Raw genomic sequence first — 26582 nt, forward strand, 5'->3', positions numbered from 1 at the left:
CCGCGCTCCCCCACCAGCGCCGCGACCGCCGCGGCGACGGCGGGCCGCGCCGAGCGGTCCGGCGGCGGGCCGGCCCGGCGGACCACCCGCCGCCTCACCAACGATCAGTCCTCGTGCCCCAGTTGGAGGTCTCGTTCGGTGCGTCCGCCGCCCGCGACCTGGAGGACGGTGGCCACCGGCGGGTATCCGGCCGCGATCACCGTGTACTCGCCGGTGGACAGGTCCACGAACCGGAAGGCCCCGTCGGGCCCGGTGGTGAGTGTGTCGACCACATTGCCCGCCGCGTCCAGGAGGGTGACCCGGGCATCCTCGACGGGCCGGCCGCCGGTCGCCCGTACGATGCCGCGCAGCACCGCGCCGCCGGCGAGTTCGATGTCCTGCCGGGTCTCCCTGGCCGCCTGCACGCTCACCGGCAGCGCGGCGGGCCGGAAGGCGGGGGCGCTGGCGGCGAGAGTGTACTCGCCCGCCACCAACTCCGTGATCACATAGCCGCCTTCGCGGCCACTGCGGGTGGACGCGACGACCTCACCGCGGACATCGGTGAGGGTGACGGCGGCATCGCGCACCGGGATGCCGTCGGCGGTCAGAACGGTCCCGGCCAGACGCCCGGCTCCGCCGAGCACCACATCGAGCTCGACGGGCCGTTCGCCGACGGTGACGCTGACAGCCTGCGGCTGGTGTCCGCCGGCCGCGGCGATGAGGACGTACGAACCGGCGCCGGGCACGCTCAGCGCGTACCGCCCGTCGTCGCCGCTCGCGCCCCGTCCGACCTGCTGGCCCTGGACGTCGATGAGGGTGAGGGCGGCGCGCGGCACCTTCGTACCGTCGGGGTGCTGGACGCTGCCGCACACCGGCACGCCCGACAGGTAGACGGGCGGCGGCACGGCGGCCTCGGTGGTCGTGGTGGTACGGGCGGCCGGCACGATCACGGACTCGGCGGCGCTTTCGGGGCTGTGGTGGGACACCAGCGGTTTCTCCTTGAGGAAGAAGGCGAAGAACAGGCCGAGCGCGAGCACCGGCACGAGGTAGAGGAAGATCCGCGGCATCGCGTCGGCGTACGCCTGGACATAACTGTCGCGCAGCGCGGGCTCCATCGCATGGACCAGCTGCGGGGTGATCGACTCGGGGTCGGGCAGGTCGGCGCCGGACGGCAGGCGGACGGCGAGCGCGTCAGCGAGGCGGCCGGCGAAGAGCGTTCCGAAAACGGCGGCACCGACGCTGCCGCCGATCTGCCGGAAGTAGTTGTTGGCACTGGTGGCGGAGCCGATGTCGGCGGGCTGGACGGAGTTCTGCACGGCGAGCACCAGCACCGGCATGATCAGCCCGATCCCGACGCCGAGCACGGCCTGCGCGATGCTGTACTCGAAGCGTGGGGTGTCGGTTTCGAGGCGGGAGAGCAGCCACATCCCGACCGTCGAGACCGCGCCGCCGACGATCGGGTGGATGCGGTAGCGGCCGGTGCGGGAGATCAGCTGGCCGGAGACGACGGACGCGATGACGATGCCGCCCATCATCGGGAGCATCAGCAGCCCGGATTCGGTGGCCGTGGCGCCGTCGACCATCTGGAGGAAGGTCGGCAGATAACTGGCGGCGCCGAACAGTCCCACCCCGACGACCGCTCCGACGAGCGCGGTGACATTGAAGATCGAGTCCCGGAACAGCCGCAGCGGAATGATGGGTTCGGCCGCCCGGTGCTCGACGACCAGGAACAGCAGAGCCGTTCCGGCGGCTCCGGCCCCCAGCCCCAGGATGGTGCGCGATCCCCACGCGTACTCCGTACCGCCCCAACTGGTCAGCAGCACCAGGCAGGTGGAGGCGGCCGCGAGCAGCAGCGCGCCGAGGACATCGAGGCGGGGCCGGACGGTGGGCCTGGGGAGTTTCAGTACGACGGTGATGACGGCGAGCGTGACCAGGCCGAAGGGGACGTTGATGTAGAAGCACCAGCGCCAGGAGGCGTGGTCGGTGAAGAAGCCGCCGAGCAGTGGGCCCGCCACGGACGCGAGGCCGAACGCGGCGCCGATGAGCCCCATGAACCGGCCGCGTTCCCGGGGCGGCACGACATCCGCGATGATCGCCTGGACCCCGATCATCAGCCCGCCACCGCCGACGCCCTGGACGGCGCGGAAGGCGATCAGCTCGTCCATGGTGCGGGACCAGCCGGCGAGCGCGGAGCCGATGACGAAGACGACGATGGCGAACTGGAAGACGCCCTTGCGGCCGAAGAGGTCGCCGAGCTTTCCGTAGATCGGCAGTCCGATCGTGGAGGCGAGCAGATACGCGGTGACGGCCCAGGACATCTTCTCCAGGCCGTGCAGTTCGCCGACGATCTTCGGCAGCGCGGTGGCGACGATCATCTGGTCGAGCGCCGCGAGCAGCAGCGCGAGCATCAGCCCGAGGAAGATCAGCCGGATGCCGCGGGGGCTGGTCTCCGGTGCACCGGGCGGGGCGGGGGCCCCGGCGTGTGCCGGTTCCGCCTCGGCAGGGCGTGACGGGGGCGGTGCGGCGGCCGCCCGGGCGGTCCCCGTGCCGCCCGGCTCCTCCTCCAACAGAGTGATCCCACCCACCACGTGCCGCTCCCCTCGTCGCATCTGCGCCGCCCATTTCTGCCATTGCGAAAGAAGGGAGGGCAAACGCGACGGGGGGCGCTGACGGCGCAATCGGGGGGCTTAGCCCCCGGTGAGAGCCACTACGGCGCGCCACCGGGCGGGCCGGGAAAACCACCCGAACCGGTGAGGCCGGTCAAGAGCGGAGCAGGCTACTTCTCGACCTCGGCGGCGAGGTTCTGCAGCAGCTCGTCGTAGATCCGGCCGAGCCCCTTGGGCGCGAAGGTCCTCTCGAAGAATCCGCCGATGCCTCCGGCACCGTTCCAGACGGTCGAGACGACGGCCTTCGACCTGCCCTCGCCGGCCGGGGTGACGGTCCAGGTGGTGACCATCGAGGAGTTGCGGTCCTTCTCCACGAGCTGACCGTCGGTGGGCTCGGTGACCTCCAGCAGGCAGTCGCGCACCCGCTTGCTGGTGGCCTGGAGCTTCCAGTGGACAAGGGTGCCCTCGCCGTCACCTCCCTCACGCACCTCGTACTCGCTGAAGTGTCCGGGCAGCACCTTGCCCCGGACCTCCTTGTAGTCGGCCAGCGCGTCGAACACCGTCTCCGCGTCCGCCGCGATGACTCGCTCTGTCGTGGCCTCGACCTGCGCCATGGCTGTTCCTCCAGCACTCGGTTGTTCGGGGGTGTGCTGAGCCAACCACCTCCGGCACGCCGCTCAAAATCCGGTCCGGGACGAAGGGGAGGAAACGATCAAGGGAACAAGTATTCCATTCTCTGTCCACTGCTACCGCGGAGGCGTCCATGCGCTGGGACGATCCGGCCGAGAACCCCGCCACGACCGGGAACAGCGGCGCGGCCCGGCGGCTCCCCGTGCGGAAGGGGCAGCGGGCACCGCTCGACGGCCCCGGGCCCACCCAGCTGACCCTGCTCTGATCTGCCGGAACCTTCACTGAGGTCCCGACGGAACCAACGCGGGCAAACGGGTCAACTCTTGACACAACAGGTCCTTCCTGGCGCAAATGCGGGGAGCATGCGGCGGGGGCTGCGCCACGCGCAGCCGTGTTTCCCCCACCACGGGAGGCCATATGACGAAACGTTCAGGAATTCTGTTCGCCGTAGGTGCGACGGTCGCCGGTCTGGTGACCGCCGCACCGTCCCCGGCGACCGCCGACAACGGCGCGCGGCCCGCCGCCGCGAAGCTCGAATGGACCGACTGCGGCACCAAGTCCTATCCGCGGCTGCAGTGCTCATCGGTCAGTGCCCCGCTCGATCATGACGATCCGTCGGGCCGGCGGATCATCCTCGCTCTGTCCCGCATCCCGCACACCGCGAAGACCTTCCAGGGCCCCCTGCTCGTCAACCCGGGCGGCCCGGGGGGCAGCGGCCTGACCATGGCCGGATTCGTGGCGTCCTCGCTGCCGAAGGCGGTCGCCGCCCAGTACGACGTGATCGGCTTCGACCCGCGTGGCGTCGGCAGGAGCCGGCCGGTGCTGGACTGCGTACCGAAGTACTTCGATCCGCTGCGCCCCGACTCGGTGCCGGACTCGCCCGGCACCGAGCAGGCCAACCGGAACCGGGCCCGTTCGTTCGCCGAGGCGTGCGGGCGCAAGTACCCGGATCTGCTGCCCCACATGGACACGGTCAGCGCCGCGAAGGACCTCGACGTGATCCGCCGGGCCACCGGCGCCCGGCAGCTCAACTACTTCGGGTACTCGTACGGCACCTACCTCGGCGCGGTGTACGCCAAGCTGTTCCCGGAGCGGGTGCGGCGCTTCGTCCTCGACTCGAACGTCGACCCGGACGGTGTCTGGTACGACGACAACATCGGCCAGGACTACGCCTTCGACGCCCGTCACAAGGCGTTCGCCGCCTGGGTGGCGAAGCACGACTCCACGTACCGGCTCGGCACCGACCCGGCGGAGGTCGAGAGTGCCTGGTACGCGATGCGTGCGGCCGTCAAGGCACACCCCGCGGGCGGGAAGGTCGGCCCGAGCGAGCTGGAGGACGCCTTCCTGCCGGGCGGCTACTACAACGGGTACTGGCCGTATCTGGCCGAGGCGTTCGCCGCGTACGCCAACGACGGCGACCAGAACGCGCTGGTGAAGGCGTACAAGAGGTTCGGCGCCGTCGACGCCGAGGGCGACAACGGGTACTCGGTCTACACGGCCGTGCAGTGCCGCGACGCCCAGTGGCCCCGGCAGTGGAACACCTGGCGCGGCGACAGCCGCCGGGTGCACGCCAAGGCGCCCTTCTTCACCTGGAACAACAACTGGTACAACGCCCCGTGCGCCGACTGGCCGGTGGAGCCGCTCAATCCGGTGCGCGTCTCCAACAGCGCGCTCCCGCCGGTGCTGCTCTTCCAGGCCACCGACGACGCGGCCACACCGTACGAGGGCGGCGTCACCCTGCACCGCAGGCTGCGCGGCTCCAGCCTGGTCGTCGAGCAGGGCGGCGGCAACCACGGCATCACGCTGAGCGGCAACGACTGCCTGGACACCTACCTGGCGGACTATCTCGCCAAGGGCACCGTCCCGCGCGGCAAGGGCAGCCTGGCCGACGCGGACGCGGTGTGCGCCAAGTCCGCCGACCCGCAGCCGCTGACCGGTGAGGCGGCCGCGAAGTCGGCGCGGCGGGCGGCCTCCGGCAGCAGGGGCGCCGTCCTGCACGGGCTGCTCGGCTTCCGCGGCTGACGTCCCGGCCCGCCTCGCATACGGGCTGTCCTGGCGGATGCGCCAGGATGGCCCGTATGACGACACGGACCACACCCACCGGGATACATGTCCGGGACATGACCGTCGACGACTGCGAGGCGGTCACTCGGCTCCGGGTGCGCGGCTGGCAGGCGGCGTACGCGGGACTGGTGTCGCGGTCCTACCTGGACGACATGGACCTCACCGTCGCCGAGGACGCGGAGCGGCGCCGCGCGTCCTTCACCGGGGGCAGCACGATCGTGAACGTGGTGGCCGAACGGCCGGGACTCGGGGTGATCGGCTGGGCCTGCTACGGCCCGTACCGGGAGAACGGCAGGCCGCCGGCGCGGGGCGAGCTGTACGCGCTCTATGTGACGCCCGAGCAGATCGGGACCGGGGCGGGCCGCGCCCTGACGGCGGAGGTGCTCGCCCGCGCCGCGGCGGACGGCTTCCCGGACCTGGCGCTGTGGGTGCTGAAGGAGAACGCCCGGGCCCGCCGCTTCTACGAGCGCGCGGGCTTCTGTCCCGACGGCGCCGAGGAGTCCTTCGAGGCGGACGGCGCGCTGGTGCCCGAGGTGCGGTACGTACGCTCCCTCGGCGGTCCCGCCGCCTGACGGGCCGGGCGCTTCCTCAGGCCGTGTCCAGCCGGCCGAGCGCGTCACGGGCCGCGCCTCCGAGCCTGGGGTGCGGCAGAGCGGCCGCCAGGAGCGGGCGGGCCCGCTCGTCCCCCAGCTGCCCGAGCCCCTCCACACAGGCGAGCGCCACCCGCCAGTGCGGGTCGCCCGGGGCGAGCAGCCGTTCCAGGGTGCTCATCAGCGCCGGTACGGACTCCGGGGCCCGAAGCGCGGTGAGCAGCCGCACCGGGTGCAGGGCGTACGCGGTGCGCAGGGCGTTGGTCGCCAGCGCCGCGGCGGCCCGGGGGGTGCGGGGGTCGCCGAGGCGCACCAGGGCGTGGGCGGCACAGACGCAGCGCTCCGGGTCGCGGTGGTTGAGCAGCAGGACCAGCGCCTCGAAGGCCCGCCGGTCCCCGTCGCAGCCGAGCCGGAAGGCTGCCATCTCGCGGGCCCAGAGCGGGCGTTCGCGTTCCACCAGGACGCGGGCCAGTTCCTCCCCGTCCTCGGTGGCGAGCAGTGCGCGGTACGCCGCCGACTCCCCCGCCGCGTCGGCCTCGTCAGCAAGCCGGTCCGCCAGCGACCGGAACTCCTCATCCATGACCGTCAGCGTATCGGCGAGGACCGAACGTATCGAGGGGCGGGGGAATGTGGCCCGGCGCACAGCGACGGGGGGCTGGCGCGCTCGTTACCGGGCAGTTAATCTCATGTGAGCGGGACACAATCCCCGCTTGCTCCGGTGGCCTGGTGACGCAGCCACCCGGAGTGCTTGTCGGTTCGGCAGTTTTGCCAGACGTGACTCCGGGACAGAGTCCGTCGCCCTTTCCGGGTCCTGGCGTGCTCATCACGCCCCGGCCCCGAGTACCACGACACGCAATTCCCGCACGTGTCGCGCCGGTTCTCCCTCTCAGCGCGCGCCGTGCCTCCTCACAGTCGTCACTCATTCTCTGGAGTCCCGTGATGGACACCCCGCTCAGCACCATTGCCGTCGTCGGTCTCGGCACCATGGGCACCGGCATCGCCGAGGTCCTGGCCCGCGCCGGCCACGAGGTCATCGGCATCGACATCAGCGACGCGGCCGCCCGGCAGGCCGTCGCCGCCCTGGAGGCCTCGACCGCCCGCGCCGTGCGGCGCGAGCGGATCACCGAGGAGGAGCGGGGCGACGTCCTCGCCCGGTTCCGTACCTTCGCCGACCTCCGGGCCGCCGCGGAGGCGGAGCTGGTCATCGAGGTCGTGCCCGAGTCGTACGAGATCAAGCAGCAGGTCTTCCGGGAGCTCGACGGGATCGTCTCCCCCACCGCGATCCTGGCGACCGGCACCAACGCCCTGTCGGTGACCCGGCTGGCCGCCGAATCGCTGCGCCCCGAGCGCGTGCTCGGTCTGCACTTCTTCAACCCGGCACCGGCGATGAAGCTGGTCGAGGTGGTCTCCTCGGTGCTGACCGCGCCGCCGGCCGTCGAGGCCGTCACCGCGCTCGCCCGCAGCCTGGGCAAGGAACCGGTCGCGGTCGGCGACCGGCCGGGCTTCGTCGCCGACGGGCTGCTGTTCGGGTACCTCAACCAGGCCGCCGCGATGTACGAGGCCAACTACGCCTCCCGGGATGACATCGACGCGGCGATGAAGCTCGGCTGCGGCCTGCCGATGGGCCCGCTCGCCCTGCTCGACCTGATCGGGATCGACACCGCCCGCACCGTCCTGGAGGCCATGTACGCCGAGTCTCACGACCGGCTGCACGCCCCGGCCCCGGTGCTCCGGCAGCTGAGCGAGGCGGGGCTGACCGGCCGCAAGTCGGGCCGCGGCTTCTACACGTACGAGGAGGCCGGCAGCCAGACCGTGGTGCCGGACGCGTCGGCCCCGGGGGACGGCGGGTCGGCGGTGGCCGGGCGGACGGTGCGTTCGGTGGGTGTCGCGGGTTCCGGGACGATGGCCTCGGGGATCGCCGAGGTCTTCGCCAAGGCCGGGTACGACGTGGTGCTCGCCGCCCGCGGCCAGGAGAAGGCGGACACCGCGAAGGGCCGGATCGCCAAGTCGCTGGAGCGCTCCGTCGCCAAGGGGCGGCTGACCGCCGAGGCGCGGGACGGGGCCCTGGCCCGGATCACCGCGGCCGGTTCGCTGGACGCCTTCGCCGATGTCGATCTCGCGGTGGAGGCCGTCGCCGAGGACCTGGCGGTCAAGCAGCAGCTGTTCGGGACCCTGGACAAGGTCTGCAAGCCGGGTGCCGTCCTCGCCACCACCACCTCGTCGCTGCCGGTCGTGGCGATCGCGCGGGCCACGGCGCGCCCGCAGGACGTGATCGGGATGCACTTCTTCAACCCGGCGCCGGCGATGAAGCTGGTCGAGGTGGTCCGTACGGTGCTCACCGCCGACGACGTCCACGCCACCGTCCGCGAGGTGTGCGGCAGGGTCCGAAAGCACCCGGTGGACTGCGGGGACCGGGCCGGTTTCATCGTGAACGCGCTGCTGTTCCCGTACCTCAACAACGCGATCAAGATGGTCGGGGAGCACTACGCGACGCTCGACGACATCGACGCCGCGATGAAGCTGGGCGGCGGCTACCCGATGGGCCCGTTCGAGTTGCTCGACGTCGTCGGGCTCGATGTCTCGCTGGCCATCGAGAAGGTGCTGCACGGCGAGTTCCGCGACCCGGGCCTGGCCCCGGCCCCACTGCTCGAACATCTGGTGGCCGCCGGCTGCCTCGGCCGCAAGACGGGGCGCGGCTTCCGCGAATATGCCCGGCGCTGAGAGAGGTGCCGGTTGGGGCGGGCTGCTCGATCCGTCGGGCGGCCCGCCCCCGCGGGCGCACTCCCCCGACCTGATGCAGTACGTTCACACCATGTCCCAGCCCGCCAGGTCCCCCCGTGTCTCCGCCGCGCCCGACACCCAGGAAAGTGCCGCAGGCACGCGCGCCGCCGCCCAACGGCTCAAAATGCGCCGTGAACTGGCCGCCGCGGCGATGGAACTCTTCGCCACGAAGGGATACGAGGCGACGACGGTCGACGAGATCGCGGGTGCCGCCGGAGTCGCCCGGCGAACCTTCTTCCGCCACTTCCGCTCCAAGGAAGAGGCGATCTTCCCGGACCACGACGACACCCTCGTCAGGGCCGAGGCCGTCCTCAATGCCGCACCGGCGCACGAGCACCCCCTCGACACCGTCTGCCGCGGCATCAAGGAAGTCATGAAGATGTACGCGGCGAAGCCCGCGGTCTCCGTGGCCCGTTACAAACTGACCCGCGAGGTCCCCACCCTGCGCGAGGCGGAGATCGCCTCGGTGGCCCGCTACGAGCGGCTGTTCACCCGCTATCTGCTGGGCCACTTCGACGAGCGCGACCACCATGTCGGCAACGACGACCCGCTGCTGGCGGAGGTCGCGGCGTCCGCCGTCGTCACCGCGCACAACCATGTGCTGCGCCGCTGGCTGCGGGCGGGCGGCGAGGGCGATGTGGAGGCGCAGCTCGACCATGCCTTCGCGATCGTCCGTGACACCTTCGGGACCGGCATCGGGGCCGGCCGCGCCGTCGGCGCCGAGCCCGCGAAGCAGCCGGCCGCCTCGGTGTCGTCCCAGGGCGAGGTGCTGGTCGCCGTGGCGCGGACGGACGCGCCGCTCGACGAAGTGATGCGGACGATCCAGCAGGCGCTCCAGGACCGCTGACCGGGGGCGTGCCGGCCGGCACGCCCCCGCCGAAACGTGGTTGCCGCGCCCCCATGCCGGTGCTGTGGTGGGCGGATGAATCATGACCACGAAGCGCTGCTGGCCCTCTTCGACCGCGAGATGCGCGAGCACGCCCGCCCCGACGGCCCCGGCGTCCGGGTCGAGCGCACCGGCGACGTCGTACGGCAGGTCGGCGCGGCCGACGACTGGAACGGCATCGTCTGGTCGGCCCCGGACCTGGACCCCGCGCGGGCGGACGCGGTGATCGCGGCCCAGGTGGCGCACTACGCGGCGCTCGGGCACGGCGAGTTCGAGTGGAAGCTGTACGCGCACGACCGGCCGGCCGGTCTGGCGCACCGGCTCCTGGACGCCGGTTTCGAGGCGGAGGAGCCGGAGACCCTGCTGGTCGCCCCGGTCGAGGAGCTCTCGACGGTGGTGGAGCTGCCCGACGGTGTGCGGCTGCGCACCGTGCGGGACGCGGACGACGTGGAGCTGATGGCCCGTGCCCATGAGCGGGCGTTCGGCTCGGACTGGTCGCGGCTGCGCCATCAGGTGCTGGCCAGGCTGGCCGAGGACCCGGACGGCTTCGTCGGCGTCCTCGCCATGGTGGGCGACGAGCCGGTGAGCTCGGCCCGGATGGAGCTGTACCCGGGCACGGGCTTCGCGGGGCTCTGGGGCGGCGGAACGGTCGAGGCGTGGCGCGGGAAGGGCGTCTACCGGGCCCTGGTGGCCTTCCGCGCCCGGATCGCGGCGGAGCGCGGCTACCGCCACCTTCAGGTCGATGCCTCCGAGATGAGCAGCCCGATCCTCCGGCGGCTCGGATTCGTGGCCCTGAGCACCACGACCCCCTATGTGTACCGGTCGCGCTGATCGATCATTCGCGGTTATTTCCAGGGCATATCCCCGTGAAACACCCCCCACGCCGCTCATCGGTGCCCGGCGGGTGACAAGTGAGAGAAATTGTTGGCACCGAGTGCCTTGCCAGGTGTCACGGAGTGCCATACGTTGAAGTTGTCCGGGCGGCCGGCGTGCCGAGATCTCACGTACGCCGGCTGTCCCCGCAAGCGATTTGCCTGCGCGCCCGGACGCCTGCGTCACAGGCGAACCCTTCTGCTCCACAGAGCAAGCCGAAGCTTTGACAGCCGAACCGACGGCACCACCTCCACACCACACCGCTCCCCTCTTGCTCGCAGGGACTCTCAAGCGATCCCGCAGCGCCCCCATCCGCCGGAGGCACACCGTGAAGGAAATCCTGGACGCGATCCAATCGCCGGACAGCACAGCCGCAGACTTCGCGGCCCTGTCCATTCCTGAGTCGTACCGCGCGGTGACCGTGCACAAGGACGAGACCGAGATGTTCCACGGGCTCGCCACTCGCGACAAGGACCCCCGCAAGTCGCTGCACCTCGACGAGGTCCCGGTGCCCGAACTCGGGCCGGGCGAGGCCCTGGTCGCCGTCATGGCGAGCTCGGTGAACTACAACTCGGTCTGGACCTCGATCTTCGAGCCGATGGCCACCTTCGGCTTCCTGGAGCGCTACGGAAAGCTCAGCGAGCTCACCAAGCGCCACGACCTGCCGTACCACGTCATCGGCTCGGACCTGGCGGGCGTCGTCCTGCGCACCGGTCCCGGCGTCAACGCCTGGCACCCCGGCGACGAGGTCGTCGCACACTGCCTCTCGGTCGAACTGGAGTCCTCGGACGGCCACAACGACACGATGCTCGACCCCGAGCAGCGCATCTGGGGCTTCGAGACCAACTTCGGCGGCCTGGCCGAGATCGCGCTCGTCAAGTCCAACCAGCTGATGCCGAAGCCGCAGCACCTCAGCTGGGAGGAGGCCGCGGCCCCGGGCCTGGTCAACTCCACCGCGTACCGCCAGCTCGTCTCGCGCAACGGCGCGGGCATGAAGCAGGGCGACAACGTGCTGATCTGGGGTGCCAGCGGAGGACTCGGCTCGTACGCCACGCAGTTCGCCCTGGCCGGCGGCGCCAACCCGATCTGCGTCGTCTCCAGCGAGCAGAAGGCCGACATCTGCCGGAAGATGGGCGCCGAGGCGATCATCGACCGCACCGCCGAGGGCTACAAGTTCTGGAAGGACGAGCACAACCAGGACCCGCGCGAGTGGAAGCGGTTCGGCAAGCGCATCCGTGAACTCACCGGCGGCGAGGACGTGGACATCGTCTTCGAGCACCCGGGCCGCGAGACCTTCGGCGCCTCGGTGTACGTGACCCGCAAGGGCGGCACGATCGTCACCTGTGCCTCCACCTCCGGCTACAACCACGAGTACGACAACCGCTATCTGTGGATGTCGCTGAAGAGGATCGTGGGCTCGCACTTCGCCAACTACCGCGAGGCGTGGGAGGCCAACCGGCTGGTCGCCAAGGGCAGGATCCACCCCACGCTGTCGAAGGTCTACTCCCTGGAGGAGACCGGCCAGGCCGCGTACGACGTCCACCGCAACCTCCACCAGGGCAAGGTCGGCGTGCTGGCGCTGGCGCCGCGCGAGGGGCTGGGCATACGCGACGAGGAACTGCGCGAGCAGCACATCGACGCCATCAACCTGTTCCGTGACGCGTCAGCGGAACGGACCGACAAGCACAGCCGGGACGCCTGACATGAGTGGGCGTCAGAAGGACCGCCCGTGGCTCATGCGGACGTATGCCGGTCACTCGACCGCCGAGGCGTCCAACGAGCTCTACCGGCGCAACCTCGCCAAGGGCCAGACCGGCCTGTCGGTCGCCTTCGACCTGCCGACGCAGACCGGGTACGACCCCGACCACATCCTCGCCCGCGGCGAGGTCGGCCGGGTCGGCGTGCCGGTGTCGCACCTCGGTGACATGCGCCGGCTGTTCCAGGACATCCCCCTGGAGCAGATGAACACCTCGATGACGATCAACGCCACCGCGATGTGGCTGCTGGCGCTCTACCAGGTGGTCGCGGAGGAACAGGGCGCCGATCCCACCAGGCTCCAGGGCACCACGCAGAACGACATCGTCAAGGAGTACCTCTCGCGCGGGACGCACGTCTTCCCGCCCGGTCCCTCGCTGCGGCTGACCACCGACATGATCACGTACACGGTCAACCGCATCCCGAAGTGGAACCCGATCAACATCTGCAGCTACCACCTGCAGGAGGCGGGGGCCACTCCGGTCCAGGAGATCGCGTACGCCATGTCGACGGCGATCGCCGTGCTCGACGCCGTCCGTGACTCGGGACAGGTTCCCGAAGAGAAGTTCGGCGATGTCGTCGCCCGCATCTCCTTCTTCGTGAACGCGGGCGTCCGCTTCATCGAGGAGATGTGCAAGATGCGCGCCTTCGGCCGCATCTGGGACCGGGTCACCCGCGAGCGGTACGGCATCACCGACGCCAAGCAGCGCCGCTTCCGCTACGGCGTCCAGGTCAACTCCCTCGGGCTGACCGAAGCGCAGCCGGAGAACAACGTCCAGCGCATCGTCCTGGAGATGCTGGCCGTCACGCTCTCCAAGGACGCCCGCGCCCGCGCCGTCCAGCTGCCGGCCTGGAACGAGGCGCTGGGGCTCCCCCGGCCCTGGGACCAGCAGTGGTCGCTCCGTATCCAGCAGGTGCTCGCGCACGAGAGCGATCTGCTGGAGTACGAGGACATCTTCGCCGGGTCCCACGTCATCGAGGCCAAGGTGGACGAACTGGTCGCCGAGTCGCTCGCCGAGATCGACCGGATCGAGCAGATGGGCGGCGCCATGGCGGCCGTGGAGTCCGGCTATCTGAAGTCCGAGCTGGTCGCCTCGCACGCCGCCCGCCGGGCCCGGATCGAGGGTGGCGAGGAGCGGATCGTCGGCGTCAACATCTACGAGACGACGGAGCCGAACCCGCTCACCGCGGACCTCGACGGGGCGATCATGACGGTCGACCCCGCCAATGAGGCCCGGGTCGTCGCCGCCCTGCACGACTGGCGCGACAACCGCGACGAGGCCCGCGCCACGGAGGCGCTGGCGGCGCTGAAGAAGGCCGCCGCGGGCACCGACAACATGATGGAAGCGACCGTGGAGTGCGCCCGCGCGGGTGTCACCACCGGCGAGTGGTCCTGGGCGCTGCGCGATGTCTTCGGCGAGTTCCGGGCCCCGACGGGCGTCTCGTCCGCCCCGGTCGCGGTGACCGCCGAGGCGGGCACCCCGCTGGCCCTGGTCCGCGAGAAGGTTGCCCGCACCGCGGCCGACCTGGGTGCCGGACGGCTGCGGCTGCTGGTCGGCAAGCCGGGCCTGGACGGGCACTCCAACGGCGCCGAGCAGATCGCCGTACGGGCCCGGGACGCCGGCTTCGAGGTCGTCTACCAGGGGATCAGGCTGACCCCCGAACAGATCGTCTCGGCCGCCCTCGCCGAGGACGTGCACTGCGTCGGTCTGTCGATCCTGTCCGGCTCGCACGCCGAACTCGTACCGGACGTGCTCACCCGGCTGCGCGAGGCGGGCGCCGCCGACATCCCGGTCATCGCGGGCGGGATCATTCCGCCCGCCGACGCGTCGGCCCTGATCGGGGCCGGTGTCGCCGCCGTATTCACCCCGAAGGATTTCGGTATCACGGAGATCATCGGCCGTATCGTCGACGAGATCCGGAAAGCGAACAAGCTCGACCCCCTGGAGGTCCCCGCATGACTGCCGTCAACCGCCTGCGTCCGCGCCGTTCGTGCCTGGCAGTGCCCGGCTCGAACCCGCGGTTCCTGGAGAAGGCCCAGGGCCTGGCCGCCGACCAGGTCTTCCTCGACCTGGAGGACGCCTGTGCGCCGCTCGCCAAGGAGGGCGCCCGGCACACCATCGTCGACGCGCTGAACAACGGTGACTGGACGGGCAAGACCCGGGTCGTGCGGGTCAACGACTGGACCACGCACTGGACGTACCGCGATGTCATCACGGTCGTCGAGGGCGCCGGCCAGAACCTCGACTGCATCATGCTGCCCAAGGTCCAGGACGCCCAGCAGGTCGTCGCCCTCGATCTGCTGCTCACCCAGATCGAGAAGACGATGGGCTTCGAGGTCGGCAGGATCGGCATCGAGGCGCAGATCGAGAACGCCAAGGGCCTGGTGAACATCGACGACATCGCCGCCGCCTCGCCCCGCCTGGAGACTCTGATCTTCGGCCCGGCCGACTTCATGGCGTCGATCAACATGAAGACCCTGGTCGTCGGTCAGCAGCCGCCCGGGTACGGCGCGGACGCGTACCACTACATCCTGATGCGCATTCTGATGGCGGCCCGTACGCACGACCTCCAGGCGATCGACGGTCCCTTCCTGCAGATCCGTGACGTGGACGCGTACCGCGAGGTCGCGGGCCGGGCGGCGGCGCTGGGCTTCGACGGCAAGTGGGTGCTGCACCCGGGCCAGGTGGACGCGGCCAATGAGGTGTTCTCGCCCTCGCAGGAGGACTACGACCACGCGGAGCTGATCCTCGACGCGTACGAGTGGTGCACCTCGGAGGAGGGCGGCAAGAAGGGCTCGGCGATGCTCGGCGACGAGATGATCGACGAAGCGAGCCGCAAGATGGCCCTCGTCATCGCGGGCAAGGGCCGCGCGGCCGGCATGCAGCGCACCTCCAAGTTCGAAGCCCCGGAGGCCTGATCATGCAGTTCGGACGCACATATGAGGAGTTCGAGGTCGGTGCGGTCTACAAGCACTGGCCCGGCAAGACGGTCACCGAGTACGACGACCACCTCTTCTGCCTGCTGACCATGAATCATCACCCGTTGCACATGGACAGCAACTATGCGGAGCGGACGACCGATTTCGGAAAGAACGTTGTCGTCGGCAACTACATCTACTCGCTGCTGCTCGGAATGTCCGTCCCGGACGTCTCCGGAAAGGCGATCGCCAATCTGGAGGTCGAGTCGCTGAAGCATGTCGCCCCGACCTTCCACGGCGACACGATCTACGGCGAGACGACGGTTCTGGACAAGACTCCGTCAAAGTCCAAGAACGACCGCGGAATCGTTTATGTGGAGACCAGGGGGTACAAGCAGGACTCCACGCTGGTCTGCGTGTTCCGCCGCAAGGTGATGGTCCCCACCGAGACCTACATCAAGGAGCGCGGCGGCGAGCAGCCCGGCCGCCCCGAGCTGAACCAGCCTTCCCAGAAGAACGCGGAGAAGTAGCCATGACGCGACTCGCCCAGACCGCCGGTCTCAACGACGTCCAGCAGGAAATCCTCTCCACGGTCCGGGATTTCGTCGACAAGGAGATCATTCCGGTCGCGACCCAGCTGGAGCACCGTGACGAGTACCCCACCGAGATCGTCGAGGGGCTCAAGGAGCTCGGCCTGTTCGGGCTGATGATCCCCGAGGAGTACGGGGGTCTGGGTGAGTCGCTTCTCACATACGCGCTGTGCGTGGAGGAAATCGCCCGCGGCTGGATGAGCGTGTCGGGAATCATCAATACGCACTTCATCGTGGCGTACATGCTCAAGCAGCACGGCACCCAGGAGCAGAAGGACACGTTCCTGCCGCGCATGGCGCTGGGCGAGGTCCGGGGCGCGTTCTCGATGTCCGAGCCGGCGCTGGGCTCGGACGTCTCGGCGATCACCTCCAAGGGCGTCAGGGACGGCGAGGAGTACGTCCTCAACGGCCAGAAGATGTGGCTGACGAACGGTGGCACGTCCTCGCTCGTCGCCGTTCTGTGCCGGAGTGACGAAGGCCACCCCGAGGGCACCGCCCCGCACAAGTCGATGACCACATTCCTGGTCGAGAAGGAGCCCGGTTTCGGCGAGGTCCGACCCGGTCTCACCATTCCCGGCAAGATCGACAAAATGGGTTACAAGGGCGTCGATACGACCGAACTCATCATGGACGGACTACGAATTCCGGCCAATCGGGTGCTGGGCGGCACGACCGGCCGAGGGTTTTACCAAATGATGGACGGAGTCGAGGTCGGCCGGGTAAATGTGGCCGCGCGTGGCTGCGGCGTCGCACAGCGTGCATTCGAGCTGGGCGTTTCCTACGCCCAGCAGCGCCAGACCTTCGGAAAGCCGATCGCCCAGCACCAGGCGATCCAGTTCAAGCTGGCCGAAATGGCCACCAAGGTCGAAGCCGCCCATGCGATGATGGTAAATGCGGCACGCAAAAAGGACTCCGGGGAACGAAACGACCTGGAGGCAGGGATGGCGAAGTACCTCGCCTCCGAATACTGCAAGGAAGTCGTCGAGGACGCCTTCCGCATCCACGGCGGTTACGGCTTCTCCAAGGAGTACGAGATCGAGCGCCTCTACCGGGAGGCCCCGATGCTGCTGATCGGCGAAGGTACCGCCGAGATCCAGAAAATGATCATCGGGCGCCGACTCCTCGAGGAGTACCGGTTCCAGGGGTGATTGTCCCTTTCGAGGCGATTTAGCCGCGAAGAAGATCACACCCTGTCATCCTCGGCCGGTGCCTTCAAGCCGTCCGACTCGACTGCTGGCTTGCCCAGTTGTTGCTCGCAACCGATAGCATCGCCGGAAAAGCCGCCGTCCCCCGTTGCCAGCGCGGCATCATCCGCTACGAAGGTCATCCATGCCCGACAGCCAAACCTCTGCACCACGCGGCGGGGTCCGCCTTGCGCGCGGAGCTTCGCCGTGGCTCCTCCCGACCGTCGCCACCGCGGCGCTCAGCCTCACCCGGGCCCGCAGGTCCGGACGCTGGGCCGCGGTCGCCGTGCCCACCACCGCGCTCGCGGCGGGCATGCTGTGGTTCTTCCGCGACCCCGAGCGCGAGATCACCCAGGGCCGGGTCATTTCGCCGGCCGACGGCGTGGTGCAGAGCATCATGCCGTGGAAGGACGGACGCACCCGCGTCGCGATCTTCATGAGCCCGCTGAATGTCCACGTCAACCGTGCGCCCCTGGCCGGCACGGTGACCTCGGTCGAGCACATCCCCGGTGGGTTCGTTCCGGCATTCAACAAGGAGAGCGAGAACAACGAGCGCGTTGTCTGGCACTTCGACACCGAGCTCGGCGACATCGAGATGGTGCAGATCGCGGGTGCGGTCGCCCGGCGCATCGTCCCGTACATCCCGCAGGGCACGAAGGTGGAGCAGGGCGAGCGCATCGGTCTGATCCGCTTCGGCTCGCGGGTCGACATCTACCTTCCGGAAGGTGTCGATGTCGCGGTCGAGGTCGGCCAGGCCACCACCGCGGGGGTGACTCGAATTGACCGTGATTGATCCTGATGCACAAGCAGGCTGGGTGCCCGAGTCGGAGTCCGAGGAGGACACCGGCGAGGACATGCCGCTCTCTCTGCGGCTGTCGATAGCGGACACCCTCACTCTCGGTAACGCCACGTGCGGATTCATGGCGGTGTACTTCACCACCACCGGAATCCTCATCCCGCACCTCACGGGCAGCGACGAGAGCGGCATGGCCCGGCACTCCGCGGCCACCGCCGTGATCCTGATGCTCCTGGCGGCGGTCTTCGACCTCTTCGACGGGCTCGTGGCACGCAAGCTGCGCTCCTCGCCGATGGGTGCCGAGCTGGACAACCTCTCGGACCTGATCAGCTTCGGGCTCGCCCCGGCGTACTTCGTCCTGGTCTACGGCATGGTCGCGGACGACGCGCACCAGCGGGTGTCGGCGCTGGCGGCGATCGTGGTGCTGCTGGCGGTGGTGCTCAGGCTTGCGAGATTCTCGTGCGTGACCATGAAGGACGGCATGTTCCAGGGCATGCCGAGCCCCTTCGGAGCGCTCACGGTCGTCTCGATCGTGCTCCTGGAGCTGCCCTTCGTGCCGACGCTGCTCGCGATCGTCGGGGTGGCGTGGCTGATGGTCAGCCGGGTCGAGTACCCGAAGCCGCGGGGCGTCCTCGCGGTGGCGATGCTCAGCTGGATCGTGGCCGCGATGGGACTCCTCGCCGCGTGGGCGTTCGACGCCCCCGGCGGTCAGCTGCTCCTCCAGACCGGCTGTGCGCTTCAGGTGGTCCTGGGAGCGGTCATCCCGCTCTTCGCGACCGCCCGGCGGGTGAACACCTTCCGCGACAACCGGCGCGAGGCACGGACGGCACAGCTGCCGTAGCGGTACGCAGGACACATGAGAAGGACCCGGGTGCTCCCCAGCACCCGGGTCCTTCCGCGTACGGCGGCCGCGATCAGGGAACGGGCCACCGGGTCAGGGCGCAGGTGTCCGGTTCCGGGCTCCCGCACGATCTCCGTCCGGTGCGGCGTCGTGAGCTTGATCTGCTCCGGTACGGTCCACGACACTGGGTGCTCTTGAGCCCGGTCCATGAGACAGCGCCGTCTGCGGACACGTCCTGGATCGTGTCCACGGCCGGCTCCCGGCCGGCGGCCGCGGACCGGCCGGCCGTGCGCCGGTCCCTTTCGAGGAGGGGATCGTTGCACAGGCTGCCGCACCTGGACCAGGGTCCACCGCTCGTGGCCAACTCGCCGACCGCGTAACGGCTTTGGACCGACGGAGACCATGATGACGAAGGACTCGGAACCCCGATGACAGACAACTCGGACATGATCGGCTTCGTTCGGGAACGCCTCGCCGAGGAGGAACGCATCGCGCAGGCGGCGGGCGGCGACAGCTGGCGGTGTCCGGCCGATGTACCCGGCGAGGTCCACGACCGTTCGGGGGCCATCGCGTTCAGCGTGCGCAATCTCGGTATCGACCAGCACATCGCCCTCCAGGACCCCGCGCGCACCCTGCGCCGTATCGAGACGAGCAGGGTGCTCCTCAACGAGTACGCGGAGATCGCCCATCTGGACACCGACCGGCCCGAGTACGACTTCGGGTCCGGCCGGGCCGTGGGGCTGGGGTTCGCCGTACGGCAGCTGGCCGCTGAACACGCCGGCCACCCCGGGTACCGGGCCAGGTGGCTCCCCCGGTTCATCCAGTAGCGGCCCGGTGCGGTGGTCGGTGCCCGCCCGTGTGGGCACCGACCGCGGCCCTGAGCCCGGCGGGCATCCCGGACGAGGGGAGCGCGGGCTCTGCTCGGCGGCGGGTGCGGGGCGCAGATGGCGCGTGAGCGACGTCAGCGCGCCGACGGCCTCACCGAGCGCGCCCAGCTCTCCCTCGGTGAGGGAACAGAGGGCCTGGGCGATGTGCGCGCCCTCCAGGTGCCGGACCTCGGCCAGCTCACGCCGGGCCCTGGGGGTCGGGTGCAAATGCGCGATCCGCTTGTCGCCGGTGTCCTGACGACGCTCCAGGAGCCCCTGCTCGGTGAGCTGGGAGACCGCCCGACCGCACAGCACGGGCCTCCGTGCCCATGCCACGGGCCCTCCTGCGGACGGCGGCGGAAGGCTAAGGTTTCAGAAGGGGCGCACCGGACCACTCAGGGACGCCATGCACCGACACCACAGAGAACGACACCACAGAGAACAGGACAACGCCCAGGAACTCCTCCTCACCCTCGGGCGCCTTGTCGATCAGGCCCTGGAGAACATCAGTCGCCAGCGCGCCCGGGCCGAGCTGGGCCTGGCCCTCCAGCGCCACATGCTCCCCCCGGAGCTGCCCGACTTCCCGGGCCTCCGGATCGAGGCCCGGTACGCCCCCTCGCAGGACGGCCTGGCCGTCGGCGGTGACTTCTACGACGCGTTCACGATGCGGGACGGGGTGGCCGGGATCGCCATCGGCGATGTGCAGGGGCACGGGGTGGAGGCCGCCGCCTTCATGGGTGAGGCCCGCGCCAGCCTCAGGGCGCTCGCCAGTGTCACGGTCGACCCCGGCGAGGTGCTGGCCTGCGCCAACGATCTGCTGATCTCGCTGGGCGGTGACCTGTTCACGACCTGCTGCCTGGTGAGCGTCGTCCCGGAGAGCGGCGAGCTGGCCGTGGCACGGGCCGGACACGTACCGATCGTGTGGGGCACGGACGACGGCGACTCCGGCGTCTCCCTCGACGCCGGTGGCGTACCTCTGGGCATACTGCACGGCCAGCGGTACCCCGTGACCCGTCGGCGGCTGGGGCGGCCCGGGTACCTGGTCCTGCTGACCGACGGGGTCGTGGAGGGGCCGTCGTTTCCGATCGACGAGGGGCTCGCCGCGGTGTCGGAGCTGGTCGGCGCGGCGGACGGAGCCGATCCCGGCGAGCTGGCCGCGCGGGTGATCGAGGTGGCGGACCTGACCGGTCACGACGACGACGCCGCCGTGCTCGTCGTCCGCTACGACGGTGCGCCGGGCAGGCCCTGACGCGTTCCGTGCGGTGCGGCCGGTGGCGCGGGGCCGGGACGTACCCCCGTTCGCCGTCTTCATCGGCGCGGTGTCGGCGCGCCCGCCCGGGCGACGGGCGGCAGCGTGGTGTCTGATGCTGTGGTGGTGGACAGCGCACGGCTCCGGCAGCAGACGGCCAAGCTCCTCACGGTCCTCGCGGTGGCCGTCTGCTATTACGCGACGGCCCGTCTGGGGCTGCTCCAGCAGCTGGTACGCGGTCAGGTCACCCCGCTGTGGCCGCCGACCGGGATCGCGGTGGCGGCGCTGCTCGTGTTCGGGCTGCGGATCTGGCCCGGAATCGCGCTCGGTGCCCTCGCGGCGAACGTCACCATCGGGCCCTCCGTACTGCCCGTGCTGGTCATCGCCGCCGGAAACACGGTCGCCCCGCTCTGTTCCTACTGGCTGCTGCGGCGCGCGGATTTCCGCAATGAGCTCGACCGGCTGCGTGACGCGCTGGCGCTGGTCTTCCTGGGGGCGCTGGCGGGCATGCTGATCAGCGCGACCATGGGCACCGGCACCCTGGTCCTCGCGGACGCGATCCGCGCCGAGGAGTTCTGGCCGACCTGGTCGGTCTGGTGGACGGGCGACGCCATGGGCGTCATGGTCGTAACACCGTTCCTGCTCGTCGTCCGCCGGTTCCGCCGGCCGTTGGGCATCGGCCCGGCCAGGTGGGCGGAAGCCATCACGCTGGGGGTGTGCACCCTGGCCGTCACCCTGCTGGCGACCGACGCCGAAGCTTCGCTGCTCTTCCTCGTCTTCCCGTTCCTGATCTGGGCCGCCTTCCGCTTCGAGCGCGCAGGCGCCGCGTGCTGCGCACTGGGCGTGTCCACGCTCACGATCCTCGCCGCCGGACGGATGGCGGGTCCCTTCGCCCAACACGGCCTGCTCACCAACATGGTCACCCTCCAGGCCTTCAACGGCTCCACCGCGCTCACCGCCCTGCTGCTGGCCGCGGTCGTCACCGAGCGGAACAGCACCTACCGCGAGATCAAGCGGCTCTGTACGCAGCTCTCCGAGAAGGTGACCCGACAGGACCCATGAATCACTCCATCGGTCGTGCGACGGGTGCGCGGACGGGCGATCCGAAGCAGGCTGATGGGCGACGGCACCGCGACGAGGGCAACCGGACGCTGATACTCCGGCGGATGGGCGCCGTAAGAGGTGGAGCCATGCCCCATGTGTCTGCGAATGTCCAGGTGTCCCGCCCCGCCGACGAGATCTTCTCGTTCCTCCGGGATCCGCGGAACCTGGCCGAGTGGTCCTCGAGCATAGACCGGGTGATAGAGGGCCCGATCGCCACCGAACTGGGTGACGAGTACACCTGCAAGTTCCCGGGCAGACGGCGGGCGCACCGCCTGCGGTGCACCGCGAGCACCCCCGTCGAGTACCTGGCCTTCCGCGGTACGGGCATGTGGACCCCACTGGGCCGCCACTCGCCGGAGCTGGAGTTCCGGCTGAACCCGAACCGGAAGGGCACGACGGTCACCGTTTCGGTCAAGCCCCATCTGGACGGCGGCATGATCATTCTCGCGCCGTTCGTGATGATGGCCTGGCGCCGGGACCTGCCTTCGGAGCTCCGGTGCCTGGCCGATCTGCTGAGCGGCGAGGGCGGCGTGGAGGCGGATGCGGTCGATCTGGGTGCCCTGCGTGACCGCCGGGACATGAGGGACTCACGGGATGCGCGGGATGCACGGGATGCACGGGATGCACGGGATGCACGGGATGCAGGGGATGCAGGGGATGCAGGGGATGCAGGCAACGACCGGGACGTGAGGGATGCACGTGACGCGAGGGACGTAGGGGACGGCCGGGACGCGGCGCCCTCCGTGGGCCGGCCTGGCTGACCGGGACGACCGAGGTGTAGGGCAGGGGTGGGTTCCGCTGCGCGGAGCCGCCCCCTGCCCGCTCGTTCCCGAAACCGGGGCCCGCCCGCGGCCCCCGTCGTGTCCTCGATCGCCGGACAGGCCTGATCGCCATGGGCCAGGCACCGCGGGCTACACCAGGAAGTCGCGCGCGATCGCCTCGGAGGCCCGCTCCAGCAGCGGTCCCGCCTGGGCCATCGAGACCGCGGGGTCCGGCTCCAGCTCCGCGAGGGCGTACGCGCGACGGATGCCCGCCGCGGCCAGCGCCTCCGGCGGCAGGGCCAGTCGGCCGCAGACCGCCACGACCTCGATCCCCGCAGCGCGGGCCGCCGCCGCCACTCCCGCCGGGGCCTTGCCGTGGAGGGTCTGCTCGTCGAGCGAACCCTCCCCGGTGATCACCAGGGTGGCCCGCGCCAGCGCCGGGGCGAAGCCGAGGACATCGAGCATGACCTCGATGCCGGGGCGGAAGCGGGCACCGAGGGCGACCAGCGCCCCGTAGCCGATGCCGCCCGCCGCTCCCGCTCCGGGCAGCGCGGCGTGCTCCGGGCCGAGGACGGACGCGTAGTGGGCGAGCGCCGCGTCGAGGGTCGCGATGTCGTCCGCGGTCGCGCCCTTCTGCCTGCCGTAGACCTCGGGGGCGCCCTTCGGGCCGGTCAGCGGGTTGTCCACGTCGCTGGCGAGGATCAGGTCCACCTCGGCCAGTCGCGGATCGAGTCCGGAAAGGTCCGCCTCCGCCAGCTCGGCGAGGCCGCCGCCACCGGGACCGACGGGCTTGCCGTCCGCGTCCAGGAAGCGGGCACCGAGCGCGGCCAGCATGCCCGCGCCGCCGTCCGTGGTCGCGCTGCCGCCGACGCCGAACACGATCGTCCGGGCACCCGCGTCGAGCGCGGCGGCGAGCAGCTCACCGGAGCCGTAGGTCGTGGCCGTGAGCGGGGCGAACACCCCTGCGGGCAGATGCTGGAGGCCCGACGCCTCGGCCATCTCCACCACCGCCGTGGTGCCGCGCACCGCGTACGCCGCGGTCACCGGGTCCCCGAGCGGGCCGGTCACCCGCGCCTCGCGGCGCTCGAATCCGGCGGCCACCGCCGCCGCCACCGTGCCGTCGCCGCCGTCCGCCACGGGCAGGGTCTCGACCCGCACGTCGGGGACGACGCGCCGCAGCCCGGCCGTCACCCGTTCCGCGACCTGTACGGCCGTGAGCGAGCCCTTGAACTTGTCCGCCGCGACGAGTACGCGTGCGGTCTCCATCACTGCTCCGTCCGCCACCTTGTATCCCTTGCTTTCGAACAGGCAGTCGCGCCGCCCCGACCCTATCCGCAGCGGATACCCGCTGCCCAGAGCCGTCGTCGCTCCGCTTGCGCCCCTCCCACTACGCTGCCCGCGTGACCACCACTGACTACACCTCCTACATCGCCGGGCTCCCCCGGGTGCTGGCCGCCGCGGCCACCGTGTTCCGGGACGACCGGGGCCGGGTGCTGCTCGTCGAGCCGAACTACCGGAAGGGCTGGGCACTGCCCGGCGGAACGATCGAGTCCGACGACGGCGAGGGCCCGCGGCAGGCCGCGCAACGCGAGACCGCCGAGGAGATCGGTCTCGATCTGCGGCCCGGACGACTGCTCGCCGTCGACTGGGCACGCGGTCCGCAGCGACCGCCGATCACCGCGTATCTGTACGACGGCGGAGTGCTGGACGAGGCGCAGTTGAAGGAAATCCGGCTCCAGGAGGAGGAGCTGCTGTCCTGGAAGCTGGTCGAACCCGAGGAGATCGACCGCTATCTGCTCGGACCTCTCGCGCTGCGCGTGAAGGCGGCGCTGGACGTGCTCGAATCCGGTGGTGGCGCGGTGGAGCTGGAGGACGGCCACCCGGTCAGCGGCTGACACGCGGGGGCCGGCCCCACGCTTCCCCGCTCGCCGCATACAGCCCGTATTCCCGTTGTGTCCCGTTGTGCTGACCGGTCGTCAACTGGTACTCCGGTCGACGGCTGCCGGACTCGTGAGTTCATGTGCCATTGGTCCGCAGTGCACGCTCGACCGGCATCATCCGGACTCCACGACAGCGGAGGGATCATGCGTACGCACACGGGACACCTCGGCGGGCTGCTGGCCACGATCGTCGCAGCGTTCGCCTGTACGGCAGTTGTCGCCACGGCATCGACGGCACTCGCGGAACCAATATCGGCCCCGGCCGATACCGGCAGGCTGCCGCTGTCGGTCGACGGCGGCGCCTGGCAGTCCGGCCACGTCCAGGGCATGGCCATCGACCGCCACAAGGGCTTCATGTACTTCTCGATGACCAACCTGCTGGTCAAGACCGACCTCAAGGGCAACCCGGTCGGCTCGGTCACCGGATTCACCGGCCACCTCGGCGATCTGGACTTCAACGAGAAGGACGGCCGGGTCTACGGCTCGCTGGAGTACAAGGAGGCGAAGTCCTTCTACATCGCGATCCTCGACGTCGACCGCATCACCCGGATGGACATGGACGCCCAGTCCACGGGTGTCGTCTCGACCGTCTACCTCAAGGAGGTGGTGAAGGACTTCACCGCCGACATGAACGGCGACGGCGTCTTCGACGGCGACACGGGCAACACTCCCGACCACCGCTACGGTTGCAGCGGCATCGACGGTGTCGCGTTCGGTCCGGCCTTCGGCGACCGGCGCGGCAAGCGCGCCGAGAGGAAGCTGACGGTCGCGTACGGCGTGTACGCCAGCACCGGCCGCACGGACAACGACCACCAGGTGCTGCTCCAGTACGACGTCACCCGGTGGAAGAAGTACGAGCGTCCGCTGACCGAGTCGGCCCCGCACACCAGCGGCCCCGCCCATGTCGACGGCAAGTTCTTCGCGTACACCGGAAACACCAATTACGGCGTGCAGAACCTGGAGTACGACGGGCACAGCGGCAACTGGCTGATGGCCGCCTACAAGGGCTCCAAGCCCGGCTTCCCCAACTACTCGGTCTTCGCGCTGGACGGTGCGCGCAAGCCGGTGCGCGGCTTGGTGCGCGGGCAGCAGCGCCCGGAGCGCGGGCTGCTGCTCCCGCTGCTGCGCGAGGGCGCGCACGACACCACGACCGGTACGTACGGGTGGCCGGCGCCGGGCCAGTACGGGCAGTACGGCCTGGTCTCGCTCGACGACGGGCGGTTCTACGTCGCCAAGAGCGGCACCGTCCAGGACGGCGGCGTCACCAAGCAGACCGCGAGCGCCGTGCTGAACACCTGGACGGGCCTGACCCCGTCGCCGTTCACTCCCGCCGGCCCCGTGGCCTGACGTCCGCCACGGGGCAGACCGCTGTCCGAGACCGAAATGGCCTCGCCGGAGGTGTCCGGCGCTGCGTACGCTCGCGGCATGACTCTCGTCGCGATCCTCAGCGGCGCCGGCATCTCCACGGACTCCGGCATCCCCGACTACCGCGGGCCCAACGGTCTCTGGCGCAAGGATCCGGAGGCCGAGAAGCTCGTCACGTACGACTTCTACATGGCCGATCCGGAGATCCGCCGCCGCTCCTGGCAGATGCGCCGCACCAGCGCGACCTGGGGCGCCGAGCCGAACGCGGCCCACCGCGCGGTGGCGGAACTGGAGCGGTCCGGCGCCCCGGTGCGGGTGATCACGCAGAACGTCGACGGTCTGCACCAGCTCGCCGGCCTCCCCGCCCGCAAGGTCCTGGAACTGCACGGGACCGCGCGCGAGGTGGTCTGTACCCGCTGCCATGCCCGTTCCCCGATGGCCGAAGCTCTGGCCCGGGTGGAGGCGGGAGAGGCCGACCCGTCGTGCACGGTCTGCGGCGGCATCCTGAAATCGGCCACGGTCATGTTCGGTGAGCGGCTCGATCCGGTGGTGCTGGGCCAGGCTGTGTCGATCGCGAAGGCCTGTGAGGTGTTCATCGCGGTCGGTACGACCTTGCAGGTGCAGCCCGCCGCCTCGTTGGCCGGGCTCGCGGTGGAGAACGGGGCACGGCTCATCGTGGTGAACGCGGAGCCGACACCGTACGACGAGCTCGCCGAGGCAACCATCCGCGAACCCATCGGCACGGCGCTGCCCGCACTGCTGAAGCGGCTGGCCGCCGGGACGAAGCCATGACAGCCCCTTC

At 70.4% G+C, this 26582-nt stretch carries 25 protein-coding genes and 1 pseudogene; 20 read left to right on the forward strand and 6 right to left on the reverse strand.

What is annotated here, in order from left to right:
* Positions 1 to 104: 104 nt before the first annotated feature.
* Positions 105 to 2567, reverse strand: a complete 2463-nt coding sequence (locus tag BT364_RS12030; protein ID WP_072485144.1) for an MFS transporter — start codon at positions 2565 to 2567, stop codon at positions 105 to 107.
* Positions 2568 to 2755: 188 nt separating this feature from the next.
* Positions 2756 to 3199 carry an SRPBCC family protein gene (locus BT364_RS12035; protein WP_072485145.1) on the reverse strand — a complete coding sequence of 148 codons (444 nt, stop codon included), beginning with the start codon at positions 3197 to 3199 and terminating at the stop codon, positions 2756 to 2758.
* Between the two features lie 149 nt (positions 3200 to 3348).
* Between BT364_RS12035 and BT364_RS42760 the strand changes: the two genes are divergently transcribed.
* The 3 genes from BT364_RS42760 (at position 3349) to BT364_RS12045 (ending at position 5851) form a co-directional block, all read left to right on the forward strand.
* Complete coding sequence (locus BT364_RS42760) at positions 3349 to 3480, forward strand: hypothetical protein (protein ID WP_256259713.1); 132 nt, start codon at positions 3349 to 3351, stop codon at positions 3478 to 3480.
* A gap of 152 nt (positions 3481 to 3632) precedes the next feature.
* Entirely contained in the window at positions 3633 to 5237 is a 1605-nt protein-coding gene (locus BT364_RS12040; RefSeq protein WP_072485146.1) for an alpha/beta hydrolase, read from the forward strand.
* 56 nt (positions 5238 to 5293) lie between these two features.
* The gene (locus tag BT364_RS12045) at positions 5294 to 5851 is read left to right on the forward strand and encodes a GNAT family N-acetyltransferase (protein ID WP_107408209.1); all 558 of its coding nucleotides are present in this window, start codon (positions 5294 to 5296) and stop codon (positions 5849 to 5851) included.
* 16 nt (positions 5852 to 5867) lie between these two features.
* Here BT364_RS12045 and BT364_RS12050 read toward each other — a convergent pair whose 3' ends face one another.
* Complete coding sequence (locus BT364_RS12050; RefSeq protein ID WP_072485148.1) at positions 5868 to 6449, reverse strand: adenylosuccinate lyase; 582 nt, start codon at positions 6447 to 6449, stop codon at positions 5868 to 5870.
* 359 nt (positions 6450 to 6808) lie between these two features.
* Between BT364_RS12050 and BT364_RS12055 the strand changes: the two genes are divergently transcribed.
* From BT364_RS12055 to BT364_RS12090, 8 genes are all read left to right on the forward strand, one after another.
* Positions 6809 to 8590, forward strand: a complete 1782-nt coding sequence (locus BT364_RS12055; protein ID WP_072485149.1) for a 3-hydroxyacyl-CoA dehydrogenase family protein — start codon at positions 6809 to 6811, stop codon at positions 8588 to 8590.
* A 91-nt stretch (positions 8591 to 8681) separates the two neighbouring features.
* Positions 8682 to 9497 (forward strand): TetR family transcriptional regulator, encoded by an 816-nt coding sequence (locus BT364_RS12060; protein WP_072485255.1) that lies wholly within the window; start codon positions 8682 to 8684, stop codon positions 9495 to 9497.
* Between the two features lie 75 nt (positions 9498 to 9572).
* Positions 9573 to 10367, forward strand: a complete 795-nt coding sequence (locus BT364_RS12065; RefSeq protein ID WP_072485150.1) for a GNAT family N-acetyltransferase — start codon at positions 9573 to 9575, stop codon at positions 10365 to 10367.
* A 370-nt stretch (positions 10368 to 10737) separates the two neighbouring features.
* Complete coding sequence (gene ccrA / locus BT364_RS12070; RefSeq protein ID WP_072485151.1) at positions 10738 to 12111, forward strand: crotonyl-CoA carboxylase/reductase; 1374 nt, start codon at positions 10738 to 10740, stop codon at positions 12109 to 12111.
* 1 nt (position 12112) lies between these two features.
* Positions 12113 to 14125: a protein meaA gene (locus tag BT364_RS12075; protein ID WP_072485152.1), complete on the forward strand. Its 2013-nt coding sequence runs from the start codon at positions 12113 to 12115 to the stop codon at positions 14123 to 14125.
* Entirely contained in the window at positions 14122 to 15084 is a 963-nt protein-coding gene (locus tag BT364_RS12080; RefSeq protein WP_072485153.1) for an HpcH/HpaI aldolase/citrate lyase family protein, read from the forward strand. The genes BT364_RS12075 and BT364_RS12080 overlap by 4 nt, the downstream gene beginning before the upstream one ends.
* 2 nt (positions 15085 to 15086) lie before the next feature.
* Positions 15087 to 15614, forward strand: coding sequence for a MaoC family dehydratase (locus tag BT364_RS12085; protein ID WP_072485154.1), 528 nt, complete (start codon positions 15087 to 15089; stop codon positions 15612 to 15614).
* A gap of 2 nt (positions 15615 to 15616) precedes the next feature.
* A complete protein-coding gene (locus BT364_RS12090) occupies positions 15617 to 16822 on the forward strand; it encodes an acyl-CoA dehydrogenase family protein (RefSeq protein WP_072485155.1) in 1206 nt (401 codons plus the stop codon).
* A gap of 35 nt (positions 16823 to 16857) precedes the next feature.
* Here the strand turns inward: BT364_RS12090 and BT364_RS41455 are convergent, their stop codons facing one another.
* Positions 16858 to 17001, reverse strand: a complete 144-nt coding sequence (locus BT364_RS41455) for a hypothetical protein (protein ID WP_177328096.1) — start codon at positions 16999 to 17001, stop codon at positions 16858 to 16860.
* A 2-nt stretch (positions 17002 to 17003) separates the two neighbouring features.
* Here BT364_RS41455 and BT364_RS12095 point away from each other — a divergent pair, with 2 nt between their 5' ends.
* From BT364_RS12095 to BT364_RS12105, 3 genes are all read left to right on the forward strand, one after another.
* The gene (locus BT364_RS12095) at positions 17004 to 17651 is read left to right on the forward strand and encodes a phosphatidylserine decarboxylase (protein WP_072485156.1); all 648 of its coding nucleotides are present in this window, start codon (positions 17004 to 17006) and stop codon (positions 17649 to 17651) included.
* 22 nt (positions 17652 to 17673) lie between these two features.
* Positions 17674 to 18495 carry a CDP-diacylglycerol--serine O-phosphatidyltransferase gene (pssA, locus tag BT364_RS12100; protein ID WP_072485157.1) on the forward strand — a complete coding sequence of 274 codons (822 nt, stop codon included), beginning with the start codon at positions 17674 to 17676 and terminating at the stop codon, positions 18493 to 18495.
* Between the two features lie 428 nt (positions 18496 to 18923).
* On the forward strand, positions 18924 to 19322 hold the full coding sequence (locus tag BT364_RS12105) for a DUF6221 family protein (RefSeq protein ID WP_072485158.1): 399 nt from the start codon (positions 18924 to 18926) through the stop codon (positions 19320 to 19322).
* A 108-nt stretch (positions 19323 to 19430) separates the two neighbouring features.
* Here the strand turns inward: BT364_RS12105 and BT364_RS42765 are convergent.
* Positions 19431 to 19658, reverse strand: a pseudogene (locus BT364_RS42765) (MarR family transcriptional regulator); the annotation flags it as partial.
* A 109-nt stretch (positions 19659 to 19767) separates the two neighbouring features.
* Here BT364_RS42765 and BT364_RS12110 point away from each other — a divergent pair.
* The 3 genes from BT364_RS12110 (at position 19768) to BT364_RS12120 (ending at position 22475) form a co-directional block, all read left to right on the forward strand.
* Complete coding sequence (locus BT364_RS12110) at positions 19768 to 20610, forward strand: PP2C family protein-serine/threonine phosphatase (RefSeq protein ID WP_072485159.1); 843 nt, start codon at positions 19768 to 19770, stop codon at positions 20608 to 20610.
* 123 nt (positions 20611 to 20733) lie between these two features.
* Positions 20734 to 21672 (forward strand): MASE1 domain-containing protein, encoded by a 939-nt coding sequence (locus BT364_RS12115; RefSeq protein WP_371268580.1) that lies wholly within the window; start codon positions 20734 to 20736, stop codon positions 21670 to 21672.
* A gap of 128 nt (positions 21673 to 21800) precedes the next feature.
* On the forward strand, positions 21801 to 22475 hold the full coding sequence (locus tag BT364_RS12120) for an SRPBCC family protein (RefSeq protein ID WP_072485160.1): 675 nt from the start codon (positions 21801 to 21803) through the stop codon (positions 22473 to 22475).
* Between the two features lie 150 nt (positions 22476 to 22625).
* On the opposite strand, the gene BT364_RS12125 is transcribed toward BT364_RS12120, so the two are convergent.
* Positions 22626 to 23741, reverse strand: a complete 1116-nt coding sequence (locus BT364_RS12125) for a glycerate kinase (RefSeq protein ID WP_072485161.1) — start codon at positions 23739 to 23741, stop codon at positions 22626 to 22628.
* 134 nt (positions 23742 to 23875) lie between these two features.
* Here BT364_RS12125 and BT364_RS12130 point away from each other — a divergent pair, with 134 nt between their 5' ends.
* From BT364_RS12130 to BT364_RS12140, 3 genes are all read left to right on the forward strand, one after another.
* Complete coding sequence (locus BT364_RS12130; protein WP_072485257.1) at positions 23876 to 24370, forward strand: NUDIX domain-containing protein; 495 nt, start codon at positions 23876 to 23878, stop codon at positions 24368 to 24370.
* Positions 24371 to 24559: 189 nt separating this feature from the next.
* Positions 24560 to 25762, forward strand: a complete 1203-nt coding sequence (locus BT364_RS12135; RefSeq protein ID WP_072485162.1) for a hypothetical protein — start codon at positions 24560 to 24562, stop codon at positions 25760 to 25762.
* Between the two features lie 78 nt (positions 25763 to 25840).
* Positions 25841 to 26572, forward strand: coding sequence for an SIR2 family NAD-dependent protein deacylase (locus BT364_RS12140; protein WP_072485163.1), 732 nt, complete (start codon positions 25841 to 25843; stop codon positions 26570 to 26572).
* Positions 26573 to 26582 lie beyond the last annotated feature (10 nt).

Origin of the sequence: Streptomyces atratus (genome assembly GCF_900119365.1) — a bacterium.
GTDB lineage: Bacteria > Actinomycetota > Actinomycetes > Streptomycetales > Streptomycetaceae > Streptomyces > Streptomyces atratus_B.

What these genes read in the sequence shown, in the direction of transcription:
- BT364_RS12035 (WP_072485145.1), bottom strand. Translation starts at nt 3,199, where the DNA reads ATGGCGCAGGTCGAGGCCACGACAGAGCGAGTCATCGCGGCGGACGCG.
- BT364_RS42760 (WP_256259713.1), top strand. Translation starts at nt 3,349, where the DNA reads ATGCGCTGGGACGATCCGGCCGAGAACCCCGCCACGACCGGGAACAGC.
- BT364_RS12040 (WP_072485146.1), top strand. Translation starts at nt 3,633, where the DNA reads ATGACGAAACGTTCAGGAATTCTGTTCGCCGTAGGTGCGACGGTCGCC.
- BT364_RS12045 (WP_107408209.1), top strand. Translation starts at nt 5,294, where the DNA reads ATGACGACACGGACCACACCCACCGGGATACATGTCCGGGACATGACC.
- BT364_RS12050 (WP_072485148.1), bottom strand. Translation starts at nt 6,449, where the DNA reads ATGGATGAGGAGTTCCGGTCGCTGGCGGACCGGCTTGCTGACGAGGCC.
- BT364_RS12055 (WP_072485149.1), top strand. Translation starts at nt 6,809, where the DNA reads ATGGACACCCCGCTCAGCACCATTGCCGTCGTCGGTCTCGGCACCATG.
- BT364_RS12060 (WP_072485255.1), top strand. Translation starts at nt 8,682, where the DNA reads ATGTCCCAGCCCGCCAGGTCCCCCCGTGTCTCCGCCGCGCCCGACACC.
- BT364_RS12065 (WP_072485150.1), top strand. Translation starts at nt 9,573, where the DNA reads ATGAATCATGACCACGAAGCGCTGCTGGCCCTCTTCGACCGCGAGATG.
- BT364_RS12075 (WP_072485152.1), top strand. Translation starts at nt 12,113, where the DNA reads ATGAGTGGGCGTCAGAAGGACCGCCCGTGGCTCATGCGGACGTATGCC.
- BT364_RS12080 (WP_072485153.1), top strand. Translation starts at nt 14,122, where the DNA reads ATGACTGCCGTCAACCGCCTGCGTCCGCGCCGTTCGTGCCTGGCAGTG.
- BT364_RS12085 (WP_072485154.1), top strand. Translation starts at nt 15,087, where the DNA reads ATGCAGTTCGGACGCACATATGAGGAGTTCGAGGTCGGTGCGGTCTAC.
- BT364_RS12090 (WP_072485155.1), top strand. Translation starts at nt 15,617, where the DNA reads ATGACGCGACTCGCCCAGACCGCCGGTCTCAACGACGTCCAGCAGGAA.
- BT364_RS41455 (WP_177328096.1), bottom strand. Translation starts at nt 17,001, where the DNA reads ATGACCTTCGTAGCGGATGATGCCGCGCTGGCAACGGGGGACGGCGGC.
- BT364_RS12095 (WP_072485156.1), top strand. Translation starts at nt 17,004, where the DNA reads ATGCCCGACAGCCAAACCTCTGCACCACGCGGCGGGGTCCGCCTTGCG.
- BT364_RS12105 (WP_072485158.1), top strand. Translation starts at nt 18,924, where the DNA reads ATGACAGACAACTCGGACATGATCGGCTTCGTTCGGGAACGCCTCGCC.
- BT364_RS12110 (WP_072485159.1), top strand. Translation starts at nt 19,768, where the DNA reads ATGCACCGACACCACAGAGAACGACACCACAGAGAACAGGACAACGCC.
- BT364_RS12120 (WP_072485160.1), top strand. Translation starts at nt 21,801, where the DNA reads ATGCCCCATGTGTCTGCGAATGTCCAGGTGTCCCGCCCCGCCGACGAG.
- BT364_RS12125 (WP_072485161.1), bottom strand. Translation starts at nt 23,741, where the DNA reads ATGGAGACCGCACGCGTACTCGTCGCGGCGGACAAGTTCAAGGGCTCG.
- BT364_RS12135 (WP_072485162.1), top strand. Translation starts at nt 24,560, where the DNA reads ATGCGTACGCACACGGGACACCTCGGCGGGCTGCTGGCCACGATCGTC.
- BT364_RS12140 (WP_072485163.1), top strand. Translation starts at nt 25,841, where the DNA reads ATGACTCTCGTCGCGATCCTCAGCGGCGCCGGCATCTCCACGGACTCC.